Genomic DNA, 12,647 nt, shown 5'->3' on the forward strand with positions numbered 1-12,647 from the left:
GCCATGTGCGCCGGGACGGTGCCAGCCGGCCCGTCGTCGCGAGCGACGCATCCGGCACGCCTTGCCTGAAAAGTTCGACAAGGATAACAAAAAGCCGTCCAGGTTCCCGCGTATCCCCTTTCGATGATAGAAGGGCATGGCGCGGAACGCTGAACGGCCCAGGCCCGCCGCCGTGCGGCGCGGGCCATCAGACAGCGATGCTGCTTAGTTCTTCGACTGGTCGACCATCTTGTTCTTGGCGATCCACGGCATCATTGCGCGCAGCTTCTCGCCCACCACTTCGATCTCGTGCTCGGCGTTCAGGCGGCGGCGCGAAATCAGCGTCGGGGCACCGGCCTTGTTCTCCAGCAGGAAGCTCTTGGCGTACTCACCGGTCTGGATGTCCTTCAGGCACTGCTTCATCGCCTTCTTGGTCTCTTCGGTCACCACGCGCGGACCCGTGACGTACTCACCATATTCCGCGTTGTTGGAGATCGAGTAGTTCATGTTGGCGATGCCGCCTTCGTAGATCAAGTCGACGATCAGCTTCAGTTCGTGCAGGCACTCGAAGTAGGCCATTTCCGGCGCGTAGCCGGCTTCCACCAGGGTTTCGAAACCAGCCTTGATCAGCTCGACGGTACCGCCGCACAGCACGGCCTGTTCGCCGAACAGGTCGGTTTCGGTTTCTTCGCGGAAGTTGGTCTCGATGATGCCTGCACGGCCGCCGCCGTTGGCGGTGGCGTACGACAGGGCGATGTCACGGGCAGCACCGGACTTGTTCTGGTGCACGGCGATCAGGTGCGGCACGCCGCCACCTTGCGTGTACGTGGCGCGAACGGTGTGGCCCGGGGCCTTCGGCGCAATCATGATCACGTCCAGGTCGGCGCGCGGGATCACGGCACCGTAGTGCACGTTGAAACCGTGGGCGAAGGCCAGCGCTGCGCCTTCCTTGATGTTGTCGTGCACTTCGTTCTTGTACACGTCGGCGATCTGCTCGTCCGGCAGCAGGATCATGACCACGTCCGCGCCCTTGACGGCCTCGGCCACTTCCTTGACTTGCAGGCCGGCGTTGGCGGCCTTGTTCCACGACGCGCCGCTCTTGCGCAGGCCGACCGTCACGTTGACGCCCGAATCCTTCAGGTTCAGCGCGTGGGCGTGGCCCTGCGAGCCGTAACCGATGATGGTGACGTTCTTGCCCTTGATCAGCGAGAGGTCGGCGTCCTTGTCGTAAAACACTTTCATGATAAATCCTTCAATCTCTGTCTTTTATATGAGGGGGGCGGCGTCCTCGTGCGCATTGTGTGCGCACGGATCGCGCCGCCCGGGGGATACTGCTTGAACCTGTTCAGCTGGCTGTGCGGGCGGCTGTGAATCAGACCTTCAGGATGCGCTCGCCGCGGCCGATGCCCGAACCGCCGGTACGGACGGTCTCCAGGATGGCGGTACGGTCGATTGCGTCCAGGAACGCATCGAGCTTCACGCCGTTGCCGGTCAGCTCGATGGTGTAGGTCTTCTCGGTGACATCGATGATGCGGCCGCGGAAGATGTCGGCAGTGCGCTTCATTTCCTCGCGCTCCTTGCCGACCGCGCGCACCTTGACGAGCATCAACTCGCGCTCGATGTGCGCGCCCTCGGTCAGGTCGACCACCTTGACCACTTCCACCAGCCGGTTCAGGTGCTTGGTGATCTGCTCGATCACGTCATCCGAACCGGTGGTGACGATGGTCATGCGCGACAGCGAGGCGTCCTCGGTCGGCGCCACGGTCAGCGTTTCGATGTTGTACCCGCGGGCCGAGAACAGGCCCACCACGCGCGACAGCGCACCGGCTTCGTTTTCCAGCAGGACCGAAATGATGTGTCGCATTACAGGTCCTCCGCGCCGAGCAGCATTTCGGAAATGCCCTTGCCCGCCTGGACCATCGGCCAGACGTTTTCGGTGGGATCGGTCTGGAAGTCCAGGAACACGGTACGGTCCTTCAGGCGGAACGCCTCGCGCAGCGCCGGCTCGACGTCGGACGTCTTCTCGACGCGCATGCCGATATGCCCGTAGGCCTCGGCCAGCTTGACGAAATCGGGCAGCGCGTCCATGTAGGAGTGCGAGTAGCGGTTGTCGTACTCGATCTCCTGCCATTGGCGCACCATGCCGAGGTAGCCGTTGTTGAGCGAGCAGATCTTCACCGGGGTGTCGTACTGCAGGCAGGTCGACAGTTCCTGGATGCACATCTGGATCGAGCCTTCGCCGGTGATGGTGACGACTTCCTTCTCCGGGAATGCCTTCTTGATGCCCATTGCGTACGGCAGGCCCACGCCCATCGTGCCCAGGCCGCCGGAGTTGATCCAGCGGCGCGGCTCGTTGAACTTGTAGAACTGCGCGGCCCACATCTGGTGCTGGCCGACGTCGGAGCAGATAAAGGCGTCGCCGTGGGTCAGTTCCCAGATCTTTTCCACCACGTACTGCGGCTTGATGATCTCGGAGCTGCGGTCGTACTTCAGGCAGTCCACCGAACGCCATTGCTCGATCTGCTCCCACCACTTGGCCAGGGCTTCGCGCTTGGGCTTGACCTCGCTGGCCTTGAGCTGGGCGATCAGTTCCTGCAGCACGTCCTTGACGTTGCCGACGATGGGGATATCGACCTTGACGCGCTTCGAGATCGACGACGGGTCGATATCGATATGGATGATCTTGCGCGCCTGCGAGGTGAAATGCGACGGGTTGCCGATCACGCGATCGTCGAAGCGGGCACCGATGGCGATCAGCACGTCGCAGTTCTGCATGGCCATGTTGGCTTCATACGTGCCGTGCATGCCGAGCATGCCGACGAACTGCTTGTGGGTGCCGGGGAACGCGCCCAGGCCCATCAGCGTGTTGGTCACCGGGTGGCCGGTCATCGCGGCCAGCTGGCGCAGCTCATCGCTGGCATTGGCCAGCACCACGCCGCCGCCGCTGTAGATGTACGGGCGCTCGGCGTTCTGCAGCAGTGCCACCGCCTTGCGGATCTGGCCAGAGTGACCCTTGTTCACCGGGTTGTACGAGCGCATGTCGATCGACTTGGGGTACTCGTACTTGCAGGCATTGCGCGAGACATCCTTGGGGATGTCCACCACCACCGGGCCCGGACGGCCGGTCGAGGCAATGAAGAACGCCTTCTTGATGGTCGCGGCGAGGTCGCGCACGTCCTTTACCAGGAAATTGTGCTTGACGATCGGGCGGGTGATGCCGACGGTGTCGCACTCCTGAAAGGCGTCCTGGCCAATGGCGTGGGTCGGCACGTTGCCGGTGATCACCACCATCGGGATCGAGTCGAGGTACGCGGTGGCAATGCCCGTGACGGCATTGGTCACGCCGGGACCCGAGGTCACCAGGGCAACGCCCACCTTGCCGGTTGCCCGTGCATAGCCGTCTGCGGCATGGACCGCGGCCTGCTCGTGGCGCACCAGGATGTGCTCGAACTTCTTTTGCTTGTGGAGCTCGTCGTAGATATACAGCACTGCGCCGCCGGGGTAGCCCCAGACGTACTCGACGCCTTCTTCGGCAAGTGCGTGAACGAGGATTTCCGCCCCGATCATTTCGGGTGCGGCAGATGAATTGCTGTCTGCGTGGGAGAATTCCGCGCCGGGCATGTTCATTTCAGTCCTTTGCAATTTTCGGCAAAAAATTGTTTGGATGCTCTCTGCCGAACTTGTGGCTCGGGTTCAAGCGGTGCGCGTCTGCATGGAAGACCGCCTCATAAGCGGCCGGATGAGACAACCACTGATGTCGTGTGAACCGTCGATGATACTGCAATGCACCAGCGCGGTCTATGGTTGTTTTACGGGGTTTTACGCAGGCGCGGAGGACGGATTCCCGCTCCGCAATGTATTTCACCCAATACAAAGTGGTACATGCGCGGTTTTTTTTGCTAGCATCGCAGCACCTTGCGCGTGCTACGGGCCGCACGCAGCACATTCGCAAGGGCCGGGCAATCGACGCCGCAACAAGCTGCACACCAAGCCGCACTCCGCCTGAATGGCCACCGACCAGGAACTGACCGATTTTCTCGCCAGCGTTGAACGCCGCGCCTTCAAGCAGGCCGTGTTCGCGGTCCGCGACGACGAGGCGGCGCTGGATATCGTGCAGGACGCCATGATCAAGCTGGCCGAGAAATACGGCGACAAGGGCGCCGCCGAGTTGCCGCCGCTGTTCCAGCGCATCCTGCAGAACACCATCCATGACTGGTTCCGCCGCCAGAAGGTGCGCAACACCTGGGTCACGCTGTTCTCCAGCCTGCGCGACGACCGCGACGGCGGCGACGACAACGACCTGCTGGAGACGCTGGAGGCGCAGGCCGGCTCCGAATCGGCGGAAAGCAGCGCCGACAAGGTGGAGCGCGCGCAGGTGATGCAGATCATCGAGCAGGAGATCCAGCGCCTGCCGGCGCGTCAACGCGAGGCATTCCTGATGCGTTACTGGGAAGATATGGACGTTGCCGAAACCGCAGCCGCCATGGGCTGCTCCGAGGGCAGCGTCAAGACGCACTGTTCCCGTGCCACGCATACTCTGGCGCAAGCCCTGCGCGCACGGGGGGTCCGACTATGAGCATAAACGAGAGAGAGATCCGCGAACGCCGGTTCGCCCATGAGATTCGCACGGCACTCGATGCCAGTGCCGAGGCTTTGCCGGCCGACATTGCCGAACGGCTCGCCGCCGCGCGCCGGATCGCGCTCGCGCGCAAGAAGGCCGAAGTGGCCGTGCCGGTGCGGCAACTCGCCATGCCGGGACCGCATGTCCCGATGTTCGACGAGGACGACTCGCCGCTGCACCGCGCCGGTGCCTGGCTGCGCCGCCTGGGCCTGATCTGGACGCTGGTGGCGCTGGGCGCCGGCCTGATGGGCATCTATCACTGGCAGCAGCAGAAGCGCGTCGAAGAACTGGCCGATGTCGATGCGGCCATGCTGCTCGACGACCTGCCGCCCACGGCCTACGCCGACGAGGGCTTCCACGTCTTCCTGAAACACGGGCAATAGCATGGCGCCCGCACTGTCCCGCCCCGACGCCCTGCGCCGCCGGCTGGCCGCGCTGCTGCTGGCGGTGGCCGGCACCGCCACTGGCTGGTCGCTGCTGCCGGCGGCCGCGCACGCGCAAGCAGCATCCGGCGCCACTTCGGCATCCGCGGCACCGGCGCCAGCCAGCGTGCGCCCGGCGTGGTCCGAGCTGAGCCCGGTCAACCAGCGCATCCTGGCGCCGCTGCAGCCGCTGTGGAACACCCTGCCCGAACTGAACCGCCGCAAGTGGCTGCGCATCGCCGAGCGCTATCCGAAGTTCTCCCCGGAGGAACAGGCGCGGCTGCAGGAGCGCATGGCTGAATGGGTCAAGATGACGCCGCAGCAACGGCGCCTGGCGCGCGAGAACTACCAGATCACCCGCGCGCTGCCGGCCGATAAGAAGGCCGAGGCATGGGACAAGTACCAGCAACTCCCGGAAGAGCAGAAGAAGAAGCTGGCCGCCGCGGAGCGCGTGCCCAGCCGGCCAGGCGCCGTCAGCGCGCTGCCGAGCACCAAGCGCCTGCCGGGCGGCACCAGCCACACGGTTCGGCACGGGCCCAAGGCCGCCGGCGCGGCCGGCAAACCGGCCAGCGAAACCCAGGCCGCTTCTGCCGCGGCTGCAGCGTCGGCGACTGCGGCCGCAGTGCCGGCAACGGCATCCGTTCCGGCCGCACAGCCAGCCACGGCAGCCACCCCGGCCAGCGCCTCGGCTGCAACCGCACCTGCTGCCGCCGCCAGCACGGCTCCGGCCGCCCCGGAACCCGCTACCGAGGCCGCAGCGGCCTCCGAAGGCACGGCGCGCCAGTAGTCGCCCGCCCGGTCGGTGGTCCGCATGGTGGCCGGCATGCCCTTTGGCATAATGGCTGTCTTGCGCGACCCGCGCCGCGCTCGCTGGCGCCGCCCTTCTTAGCCTGACATGCCCGCTGCCACCACCCTCGATCCCAAGCCCGCCGCAGCCCCGGCGCCCGTGGCACCGCCACTGCGCCGCCGCATTGCCTGCATGCTGTACGAAGGCGTACTGCTGTTCGGCGTGCTGAGCGCCACCACGGCCTGCTACCTGCTGCTGCGTCCGCTGCTGCGGCAGGCCGGCGTGGACGGTCCGCTGACGATCCAGCTGTGGAGCTTCCTGGTGATGGGCCTGTATTTCACCTGGTTCTGGCAGCGCAACGGCCAGACCCTGGCCATGCAGACCTGGCGCATCCGCGTCGAGAACGCCACCGGCGCACCGCCGCGCTGGCCGCAGGCGGCGCTGCGCTATGTGCTGGCCTGGCTATGGCTGCCGCCGTCGGCGGCGCTCGGGCACTGGCTGGGGCTGGTCAAGGGCCCGTTCGTCGGCGTGCTGTGCGCTGGCCTGCTGGTCTGGATCCTGCTGGCCTGGCTTGACCCGCGCCGGCAGTTCCTGCACGACCGCCTCGCCGGCACGCGGCTCGCGGACCTGCGCACGCCCAAGGCATGACGCTCGGCGCCGCCGGCATCCGCCGCCTGGCGCTGACCGCGCAGGCGGCCGCGGCGCTTGGCATCGCCGCCGCCCTGGTGCGGCTGGCGGGATGGCCCTGGCCGGGCGCGATCGCCGCCGGCGCGGCGGTGATCCTCGGCGGCTTCGCAACCGGCATCGCCATCGCCTTTGCCCTTACCGGGCGCGGCCTGTTGGTGGCGCCAGGCCACCGCCCGCCCGCGCCGCCGCAAGAACTTGCCGCGACACGCCGCCCGCTGCGCTTGCCTGAAGCGCTGCGCTGCTACCTGAACGAGATCCGGTCCGTCCTGCGCATGTTCGACTGGCTGCAGCCATTCCGCGCCCGCGCGCCCTTTGCCCCGCCCGCCGACGCCCTGCCCGGCCGCGACTCGCCGCCGGTGCTGCTGGTCCACGGCTACGCCTGCGGGCAGGCGATCTGGCTCGACATGCAGCCCGCGCTGGCGGCCGCTGGCTATCGCTGCGAAGGGATCGACCTGCTGCCGGTCTTTGGCGATATCGACGACTATGCGCATGCGCTGCTGGGCGCGATGCTGCGCACGACCGCAGCCTACGGCCGTGCGCCATTGCTGGTGTGCCACAGCATGGGCGGGCTGGTGGCACGCGCGGCGCTGCAGCTGGCTGGCGACGAAGACATCTGCGCCGGTATCGTGACCCTCGGCACCCCGCACCATGGCAGCGCGCTGGCGCGCTTCGGCGGCGGGCACAACGCCGCGCAGATGCGCTGCGGCAGCCCCTGGCTGCGCGCGCTTGCCAGCGCGGAAAGCCCGCGCCTGCGCGCCCGCATGATCTCGGTGTTCAGCTGGCACGACTCGATCGCCGGGCCGCCCTGCACAGGCTGGATCGACGGCGCCGGACATATCGCGCTGTCAGGCATCGGCCATGTGTCGCTGCTGCGGCATCCGGCGGCGATCCAGGCGGTGCTGGATGCGCTGCGGGAGCTGTCGGCACGCGGACGCTAGCCGGCGGCGACGGCATCGCTGCTGTCCCGCTTGCGCCACGGTTTCCCACGCTTCACAAGTCAGTCATGTTTTCGTCACGGCGGCGTCATCGCGCGCTGGCTGAATGCAGCCATCGCCGCTACCGGGACTGCCATGGTGCAAGCACTCCGATCCGCCCGCGGATACCTGTCGAAGGCCGCGCAACTGAAGCAACGGCTGCGCCGCAGCCCCGGCAGCGGCTGGGACACCGCGGCACCGCTGAGCGCATTCCTGCCGCCGGGCCTTGATGCCGCCGCACTCGCGCCGCTGCGCGAGCAGCCGCAAACGTATCCGCCTGAGCCGCACAAGGTCCACCGCTACCGCGCCATCTGGCTGTCCGACATCCACCTGGGCACACCCGGCTGCCAGGCCACCTACCTGCTCGACTTCCTCAAGCACAACGAATCCGACCAGCTCTACCTGGTCGGCGACATCATCGACGGCTGGCAGCTGCGCCGCGGCTGGTACTGGCCGCAAAGCCACAACGACGTCGTGCAGAAACTGCTACGCAAGGCGCGCAAGGGCACCGAGGTGATCTACGTGCCCGGCAACCACGACGAGGCCGCGCGCCAGTTCGACGGCATGGCGTTCGGCGACATCACCGTGCGCGAAGAAGCGGTCCACGTCACCGCCACCGGGCGCCGGCTGTGGGTGGTGCATGGCGACCTGTTCGACGGCGTGGTGCAGCATGCGCGCTGGCTGGCGTACCTGGGCGACTCGCTGTACACGATGATCCTGGCGCTGAACCGGCACTTCAACCGGCTGCGTGCGCGTCTGGGCTTCCCGTACTGGTCGCTGTCGCAGTTCCTGAAGCACCAGGTCAAGAACGCGGTGAACTACATCAGCGCCTTCGAGACCGCGATGGTCGACGAAGCGCGCCGGCGCGGCTGCGATGGCGTGGTCTGCGGCCACATCCACAAGGCCGAGATCCGCGAAGTCAACGGCCAGCTCTACTGCAACGACGGCGACTGGGTGGAAAGCCTGTCGGCACTGGTCGAGACCATGGAAGGCGAGTTGAAGATCGTCTACTGGACCACGCTGCTGGATCCGCCCGAACCGGCCACCCGTCGCCGGCGCCGTGCCGCGGTGGCGGGCTGATGCTGGCCGCCCGCCAAGCCTGATTCCGCATTGCCCTTCCAACGCCCCCTAGGAGGCTGCATGAAGATCCTGATCGTCACCGATGCCTGGGAACCGCAGGTCAACGGCGTGGTGCGCACGCTCAAGTCCACGCGCCGCGAACTGGAGGCACTGGGCCACACGGTCGACATGATCACGCCGCTGGAATTCCGCACGGTGCCGTGCCCCACCTATCCCGAGATCCGGTTGTCGCTGTTGCCGTCGGCGCGGGTGCGGCGGCGCATCGAAGCCTTCGGCCCCGATGCCCTGCATATCGCCACCGAAGGCCCGCTCGGCCTGGCTGCACGAAGCCACGCGCTGCGCCGGCGCCTGCCCTTCACCACGGCCTACCACACGCGTTTTCCGGAGTACGTGCAGGCGCGCTTCGGCATCCCGCAGGCCTGGACCTACCGCTTCCTGCGCTGGTTCCACGGCCCGGCGCAGTCGGTGATGGCCCCGACTCCGGTGGTGCTCGATGACCTGCACCAGCACGGCATCGACCACGGCGTGCTGTGGACGCGCGGCGTCGATCTCGACATCTTCACGCCGCAGCGCGCCAACGTGCTCAACACGGCGCACCCGATCTTCCTGTACGTGGGCCGCGTCGCGGTGGAAAAGAACGTCGAGGCCTTCCTGGCGCTCGACCTGCCCGGCTCCAAGTGGGTGGTCGGCGACGGCCCCGCGCTGTCCGCGCTGCGCGCGCGCTATCCGGGCGCCAACTACCTGGGCGTGCTGAGCCAGCCAGAACTGGCTCGGGTGTATGCTTCGGCTGATGTCTTCGTGTTCCCCAGCCGCACCGACACCTTCGGACTGGTGCTGCTGGAAGCGCTGGCCAGCGGCCTGCCGGTGGCGGCATACCCGGTCACCGGCCCGATCGATGTGCTGGGCGACAGCCCCGCGGGCGTGATGCACGAAGACCTGCGCGAAGCCTGCCTGGAAGCGCTGCGCATCGACCGCGCCACGGCCCGAGCCCATGCCGAACGGTTTTCGTGGCGCGCCGCCTCCGAGCAGTTCCTGGCCCACTTGCGGCCGTTCGCTGCCGGCAAGCCGGGCGGCGCGGCGGCCCAACCCGCATCGCAAAGCCATGCCGAAACCTCATCCGGAACTGCCGTCCGACCCGCCCCTGCAGAGGCCGCCGGCAGCCCAGAGCGCTGACTACACGATCGAGCAGAACCCCCACAAAAGCAACCGCGGCCTGGCACGCGCCTGGCACGCCGCCATCAACTCGCTGTCCGGCCTGCGCTACGCGGTGCTGGAGGAAAGCGCATTCCGCCAGGAGCTGACACTGGTGGCGATCCTGGCGCCATGCGCCTTCCTGCTGCCCGTGGGGGTGGTCGAACGCATCCTGCTGCTCGGCACGCTGCTGGTGGTGCTGATCGTGGAACTGCTCAACTCCAGCGTCGAGGCGGCCATCGACCGGATCTCGCTGGAACGCCACAGCCTGTCCAAGCGCGCCAAGGATTTCGGCAGCGCCGCGGTGATGCTGGCGCTGGTGCTCTGCGGCGGCACCTGGCTGGCCATTGCCGGGCCCCATGTGGTGCACTGGGTGCGGGCGCTGGCGGGCTGATTTCCGGGCAATGTACGGGCCAGGTACCAGCAGCGAGCCCGCCGGGCAGTGGCGCGGGCCGATTGCTTATAATCGCTACCCTGCCACGATTCACCGATCGACCCATCGCCCGGACGCCCATGGAACCGAAACCGCAAACCGGCCCCCGCCGCACCAGGGACCGCATCCTCGACGTCTCGCTGCGCCTGTTCAACGAAGTCGGCGAACCGAACGTCACCACCACGACGATCGCGGAAGCGATGGAGATCAGCCCCGGCAATCTCTATTACCACTTCCGCAACAAGGACGACATCATCAACTCCATCTTCGTGCGCTTCGAGCAGGAGATGGAGCGCCGCCTGAAGATGCCGGACGACCACAAGGCGACCCTGGACGAGAGCTGGGGCTACCTGCAGTACATGTCCGAGTTCCTGTGGAACTACCGTTTCCTGTACCGCGACATCAACGACCTGCTGGCGCGCAACCGGATGCTGGAGACCAACTTCAAGCGCATCGTCGAGCAGAAGCAGCGCTTCGCGCACGAGATCTGCCGGCAGTTCCTGGAAGACGGCGAGATGGAAGCCACGCCCGAGCAGGTCGAGGCGATCTGCACCAACATGGTGGTGATCGCCACCTACTGGCTGTCGTTCCAGTTTGTGCAGCATCCGCGCCAGTACAACGATCCCGAGCAGATCCGTGGCTACCTGCACGGCTCGAGCTACCACATCTTCTCGATCCTCGCGCCCTACCTGCGCGGCCGCGCGCGCGAGGCCTTCGATCAGCTGGCCCGCGACTACGCGGCGTCCAGGGCAGCCGCCGAAGCGGCAAAGGAAAAGAAGTGAAATCTGTCTGCGTCTATTGCGGCTCCAGCCCCGGCAACCGCCCCGAATATGCCGAGGGCGCGCGCCTGCTCGGCCGCGCGCTGGCCGAGCGCGGCCTGGCGCTGGTCTACGGCGGCGGCAAGGTTGGCCTGATGGGCACCGTGGCCGACGCAGTGCTGGAGCACGGCGGCACCGTCGTCGGCATCATCCCGGAAGCGCTGATGCAGAAGGAAGTGGGCCACCGCGGCCTGACCGAGCTGCACGTGGTGCGCAACATGCACGAGCGCAAGCAGATGATGGCCGACCGTGCCGATGCCTTTATCGCCATGCCCGGCGGCGTGGGCACCTTCGAAGAACTGTTCGAGACCTTCACCTGGCTGCAGCTGGGCTATCACGACAAGCCGGTGGGACTGCTCAATGTCGGCGGCTTCTATGACGGCATGCTCGGCTTTCTCGGCCATGCCGTGCAGGAAGGTTTCCTGAAGCAGGTGCATGCCGACCTGCTGCACGTGGCGGACCTGCCCGGCACGCTGCTGGACCAGCTGGCCGCCGCGCCGCGCGTGCGCGTGGACAAGTGGCAGCAGGCCCGCGACAAGACCTGACCTACGGGCGCGGATTCCGCCGCGCTTAGAACGACGAGCCCGGCCGCTGCAGGAACGCCAGTTCCTCCGCCGTGCTCGGCCTGCCAAGCACCGCGTTGCGGTGCGGAAAGCGGCCAAAGCGCGCGATGATCTCGCGGTGCTTGTCGGCCCACTCCGCCACATCCACCTTCCCGCCACTGGACTCGCGCAGCTGCGTCATCAGCCGCACCGCCTCGTACTGGTCTTCCAGCGCTTCCGAATGCTCGAACGGCATGTAGCAGAACATGCGGTGGTAGTCGGTCGGCAGCTCACGGTCCATGCCGGTCGCGACGATGCGCCTGGCCAGCGCCAGCGCCTGCGCATCGGTGCCGAAGCTGCGCGGGTCGTTACGGAACATGTTGCGCGGGAACTGGTCCAGCAGTACCACGCGGGCGCAGGCGCCTGCGGGCGTGACCGACCAGTCGTCCAGTGCGCCCTCGCTGGCGACCTGCCAATCGGACAGGAAGTGCGTGCGGATGCGGGCGTCGAAGTCATCCGACTTGGCGAACCATGCCCGGCGCTCAGTATCCCAGGTCGCCGAACCGGGCTGGTCGAACCAGAAATCGAGCACGCGGCAGGCAGCTTCAGGCAGTTGCACGGACATGGGCGGATGTTTTTTTTCGCAGTAGAAAGGGGAAGAAGGCGCCTCAGCGCGCCACGTTGCGCATCCAGTCGGCAGTCTGGAAGAACGCCTGCATCAGGCGCAGCTGCAGGTCCTCGGGCAAGCCGACGTCCTGCATCGCCAGTGCCATGCAGCGCATCCACTGGTCGCGTTCGCTGATGCCGATCTCGAAGGGCATGTGGCGCGCGCGCAGGCGCGGATGGCCGAAGCGCTCGATAAAGTGGTTGGGGCCGCCCAGCCAGCCGCACAGGAACCAGAAGAGCTTGTCGCGCGAGCCGTCCAGCGAAGGCGGATGGATTGCGCGCAGCCCGGCAAACTGGGTTTCCAGGTCCATCAGGTCGTAGAAGCGGTCGACCAGCTCGCGCACGCGCGCCTCGCCGCCGACGAGTTCGAACGCCGTGACCTCGGGGGTGCCGTCGGCGTTGCCGGATTGTTGATTGGATTCAGTACTCATCACAAACTCGTGAGGT

Annotated in this window: 15 protein-coding genes; 10 read left to right on the plus strand and 5 right to left on the minus strand. The window is 66.8% G+C overall.

Translation table 11 applies throughout. The annotated features are described in order from the left end of the window. Positions 1 to 204 precede the first annotated feature (204 nt). The 3 genes from ilvC to J8I34_RS19775 form a co-directional block, all read right to left on the minus strand. Positions 205 to 1,221 (minus strand): ketol-acid reductoisomerase, encoded by a 1,017-nt coding sequence (ilvC, locus tag J8I34_RS19765; protein ID WP_029044781.1) that lies wholly within the window; start codon positions 1,219 to 1,221, stop codon positions 205 to 207. 130 nt (positions 1,222 to 1,351) lie between these two features. After that, positions 1,352 to 1,843: an acetolactate synthase small subunit gene (gene ilvN, locus J8I34_RS19770; RefSeq protein WP_029044782.1), complete on the minus strand. Its 492-nt coding sequence runs from the start codon at positions 1,841 to 1,843 to the stop codon at positions 1,352 to 1,354. Continuing rightward, positions 1,843 to 3,606 carry an acetolactate synthase 3 catalytic subunit gene (locus J8I34_RS19775; protein WP_209775540.1) on the minus strand — a complete coding sequence of 588 codons (1,764 nt, stop codon included), beginning with the start codon at positions 3,604 to 3,606 and terminating at the stop codon, positions 1,843 to 1,845. The genes ilvN and J8I34_RS19775 overlap by 1 nt, the downstream gene beginning before the upstream one ends. A 379-nt stretch (positions 3,607 to 3,985) precedes the next feature. Here J8I34_RS19775 and J8I34_RS19780 point away from each other — a divergent pair, with 379 nt between their 5' ends. The 10 genes from J8I34_RS19780 to J8I34_RS19825 all read left to right on the plus strand — a co-directional run bounded on the left by J8I34_RS19780 (position 3,986) and on the right by J8I34_RS19825 (position 11,537). Further along, positions 3,986 to 4,555 (plus strand): RNA polymerase sigma factor, encoded by a 570-nt coding sequence (locus J8I34_RS19780; protein ID WP_029044784.1) that lies wholly within the window; start codon positions 3,986 to 3,988, stop codon positions 4,553 to 4,555. Further along, complete coding sequence (locus tag J8I34_RS19785) at positions 4,552 to 4,983, plus strand: DUF3619 family protein (protein ID WP_035876496.1); 432 nt, start codon at positions 4,552 to 4,554, stop codon at positions 4,981 to 4,983. Before J8I34_RS19780 ends, J8I34_RS19785 begins: the two co-directional genes overlap by 4 nt. A 1-nt stretch (position 4,984) precedes the next feature. Continuing rightward, the gene (locus J8I34_RS19790; protein ID WP_029044786.1) at positions 4,985 to 5,809 is read left to right on the plus strand and encodes a DUF3106 domain-containing protein; all 825 of its coding nucleotides are present in this window, start codon (positions 4,985 to 4,987) and stop codon (positions 5,807 to 5,809) included. A 108-nt stretch (positions 5,810 to 5,917) separates the two neighbouring features. Beyond that, a complete protein-coding gene (locus tag J8I34_RS19795) occupies positions 5,918 to 6,457 on the plus strand; it encodes an RDD family protein (RefSeq protein WP_209806762.1) in 540 nt (179 codons plus the stop codon). Beyond that, positions 6,454 to 7,434, plus strand: a complete 981-nt coding sequence (locus tag J8I34_RS19800) for a lipase family alpha/beta hydrolase (RefSeq protein WP_209806763.1) — start codon at positions 6,454 to 6,456, stop codon at positions 7,432 to 7,434. The genes J8I34_RS19795 and J8I34_RS19800 overlap by 4 nt, the downstream gene beginning before the upstream one ends. Positions 7,435 to 7,566: 132 nt before the next feature. Continuing rightward, positions 7,567 to 8,550, plus strand: a complete 984-nt coding sequence (locus tag J8I34_RS19805; RefSeq protein ID WP_029044789.1) for a UDP-2,3-diacylglucosamine diphosphatase — start codon at positions 7,567 to 7,569, stop codon at positions 8,548 to 8,550. Positions 8,551 to 8,610: 60 nt separating this feature from the next. Beyond that, positions 8,611 to 9,723 (plus strand): glycosyltransferase family 4 protein, encoded by a 1,113-nt coding sequence (locus tag J8I34_RS19810; protein ID WP_209806764.1) that lies wholly within the window; start codon positions 8,611 to 8,613, stop codon positions 9,721 to 9,723. Continuing rightward, positions 9,653 to 10,135 (plus strand): diacylglycerol kinase, encoded by a 483-nt coding sequence (locus J8I34_RS19815; RefSeq protein WP_209775546.1) that lies wholly within the window; start codon positions 9,653 to 9,655, stop codon positions 10,133 to 10,135. The genes J8I34_RS19810 and J8I34_RS19815 overlap by 71 nt, the downstream gene beginning before the upstream one ends. Positions 10,136 to 10,254: 119 nt before the next feature. Then, positions 10,255 to 10,956 carry a TetR/AcrR family transcriptional regulator gene (locus J8I34_RS19820; protein ID WP_209806765.1) on the plus strand — a complete coding sequence of 234 codons (702 nt, stop codon included), beginning with the start codon at positions 10,255 to 10,257 and terminating at the stop codon, positions 10,954 to 10,956. Continuing rightward, positions 10,953 to 11,537 carry an LOG family protein gene (locus tag J8I34_RS19825; protein ID WP_209806766.1) on the plus strand — a complete coding sequence of 195 codons (585 nt, stop codon included), beginning with the start codon at positions 10,953 to 10,955 and terminating at the stop codon, positions 11,535 to 11,537. The genes J8I34_RS19820 and J8I34_RS19825 overlap by 4 nt, the downstream gene beginning before the upstream one ends. A 25-nt stretch (positions 11,538 to 11,562) precedes the next feature. On the opposite strand, the gene J8I34_RS19830 is transcribed toward J8I34_RS19825, so the two are convergent. Beyond that, positions 11,563 to 12,159 carry a DUF924 family protein gene (locus J8I34_RS19830; protein ID WP_209806767.1) on the minus strand — a complete coding sequence of 199 codons (597 nt, stop codon included), beginning with the start codon at positions 12,157 to 12,159 and terminating at the stop codon, positions 11,563 to 11,565. A gap of 43 nt (positions 12,160 to 12,202) precedes the next feature. Beyond that, positions 12,203 to 12,631 (minus strand): group II truncated hemoglobin, encoded by a 429-nt coding sequence (locus tag J8I34_RS19835; RefSeq protein ID WP_209775548.1) that lies wholly within the window; start codon positions 12,629 to 12,631, stop codon positions 12,203 to 12,205. Between the last annotated feature and the right edge of the window lie 16 nt (positions 12,632 to 12,647).

Origin of the sequence: Cupriavidus phytohabitans, from assembly GCF_017815025.1 — a bacterium.
GTDB lineage: Bacteria > Pseudomonadota > Gammaproteobacteria > Burkholderiales > Burkholderiaceae > Cupriavidus.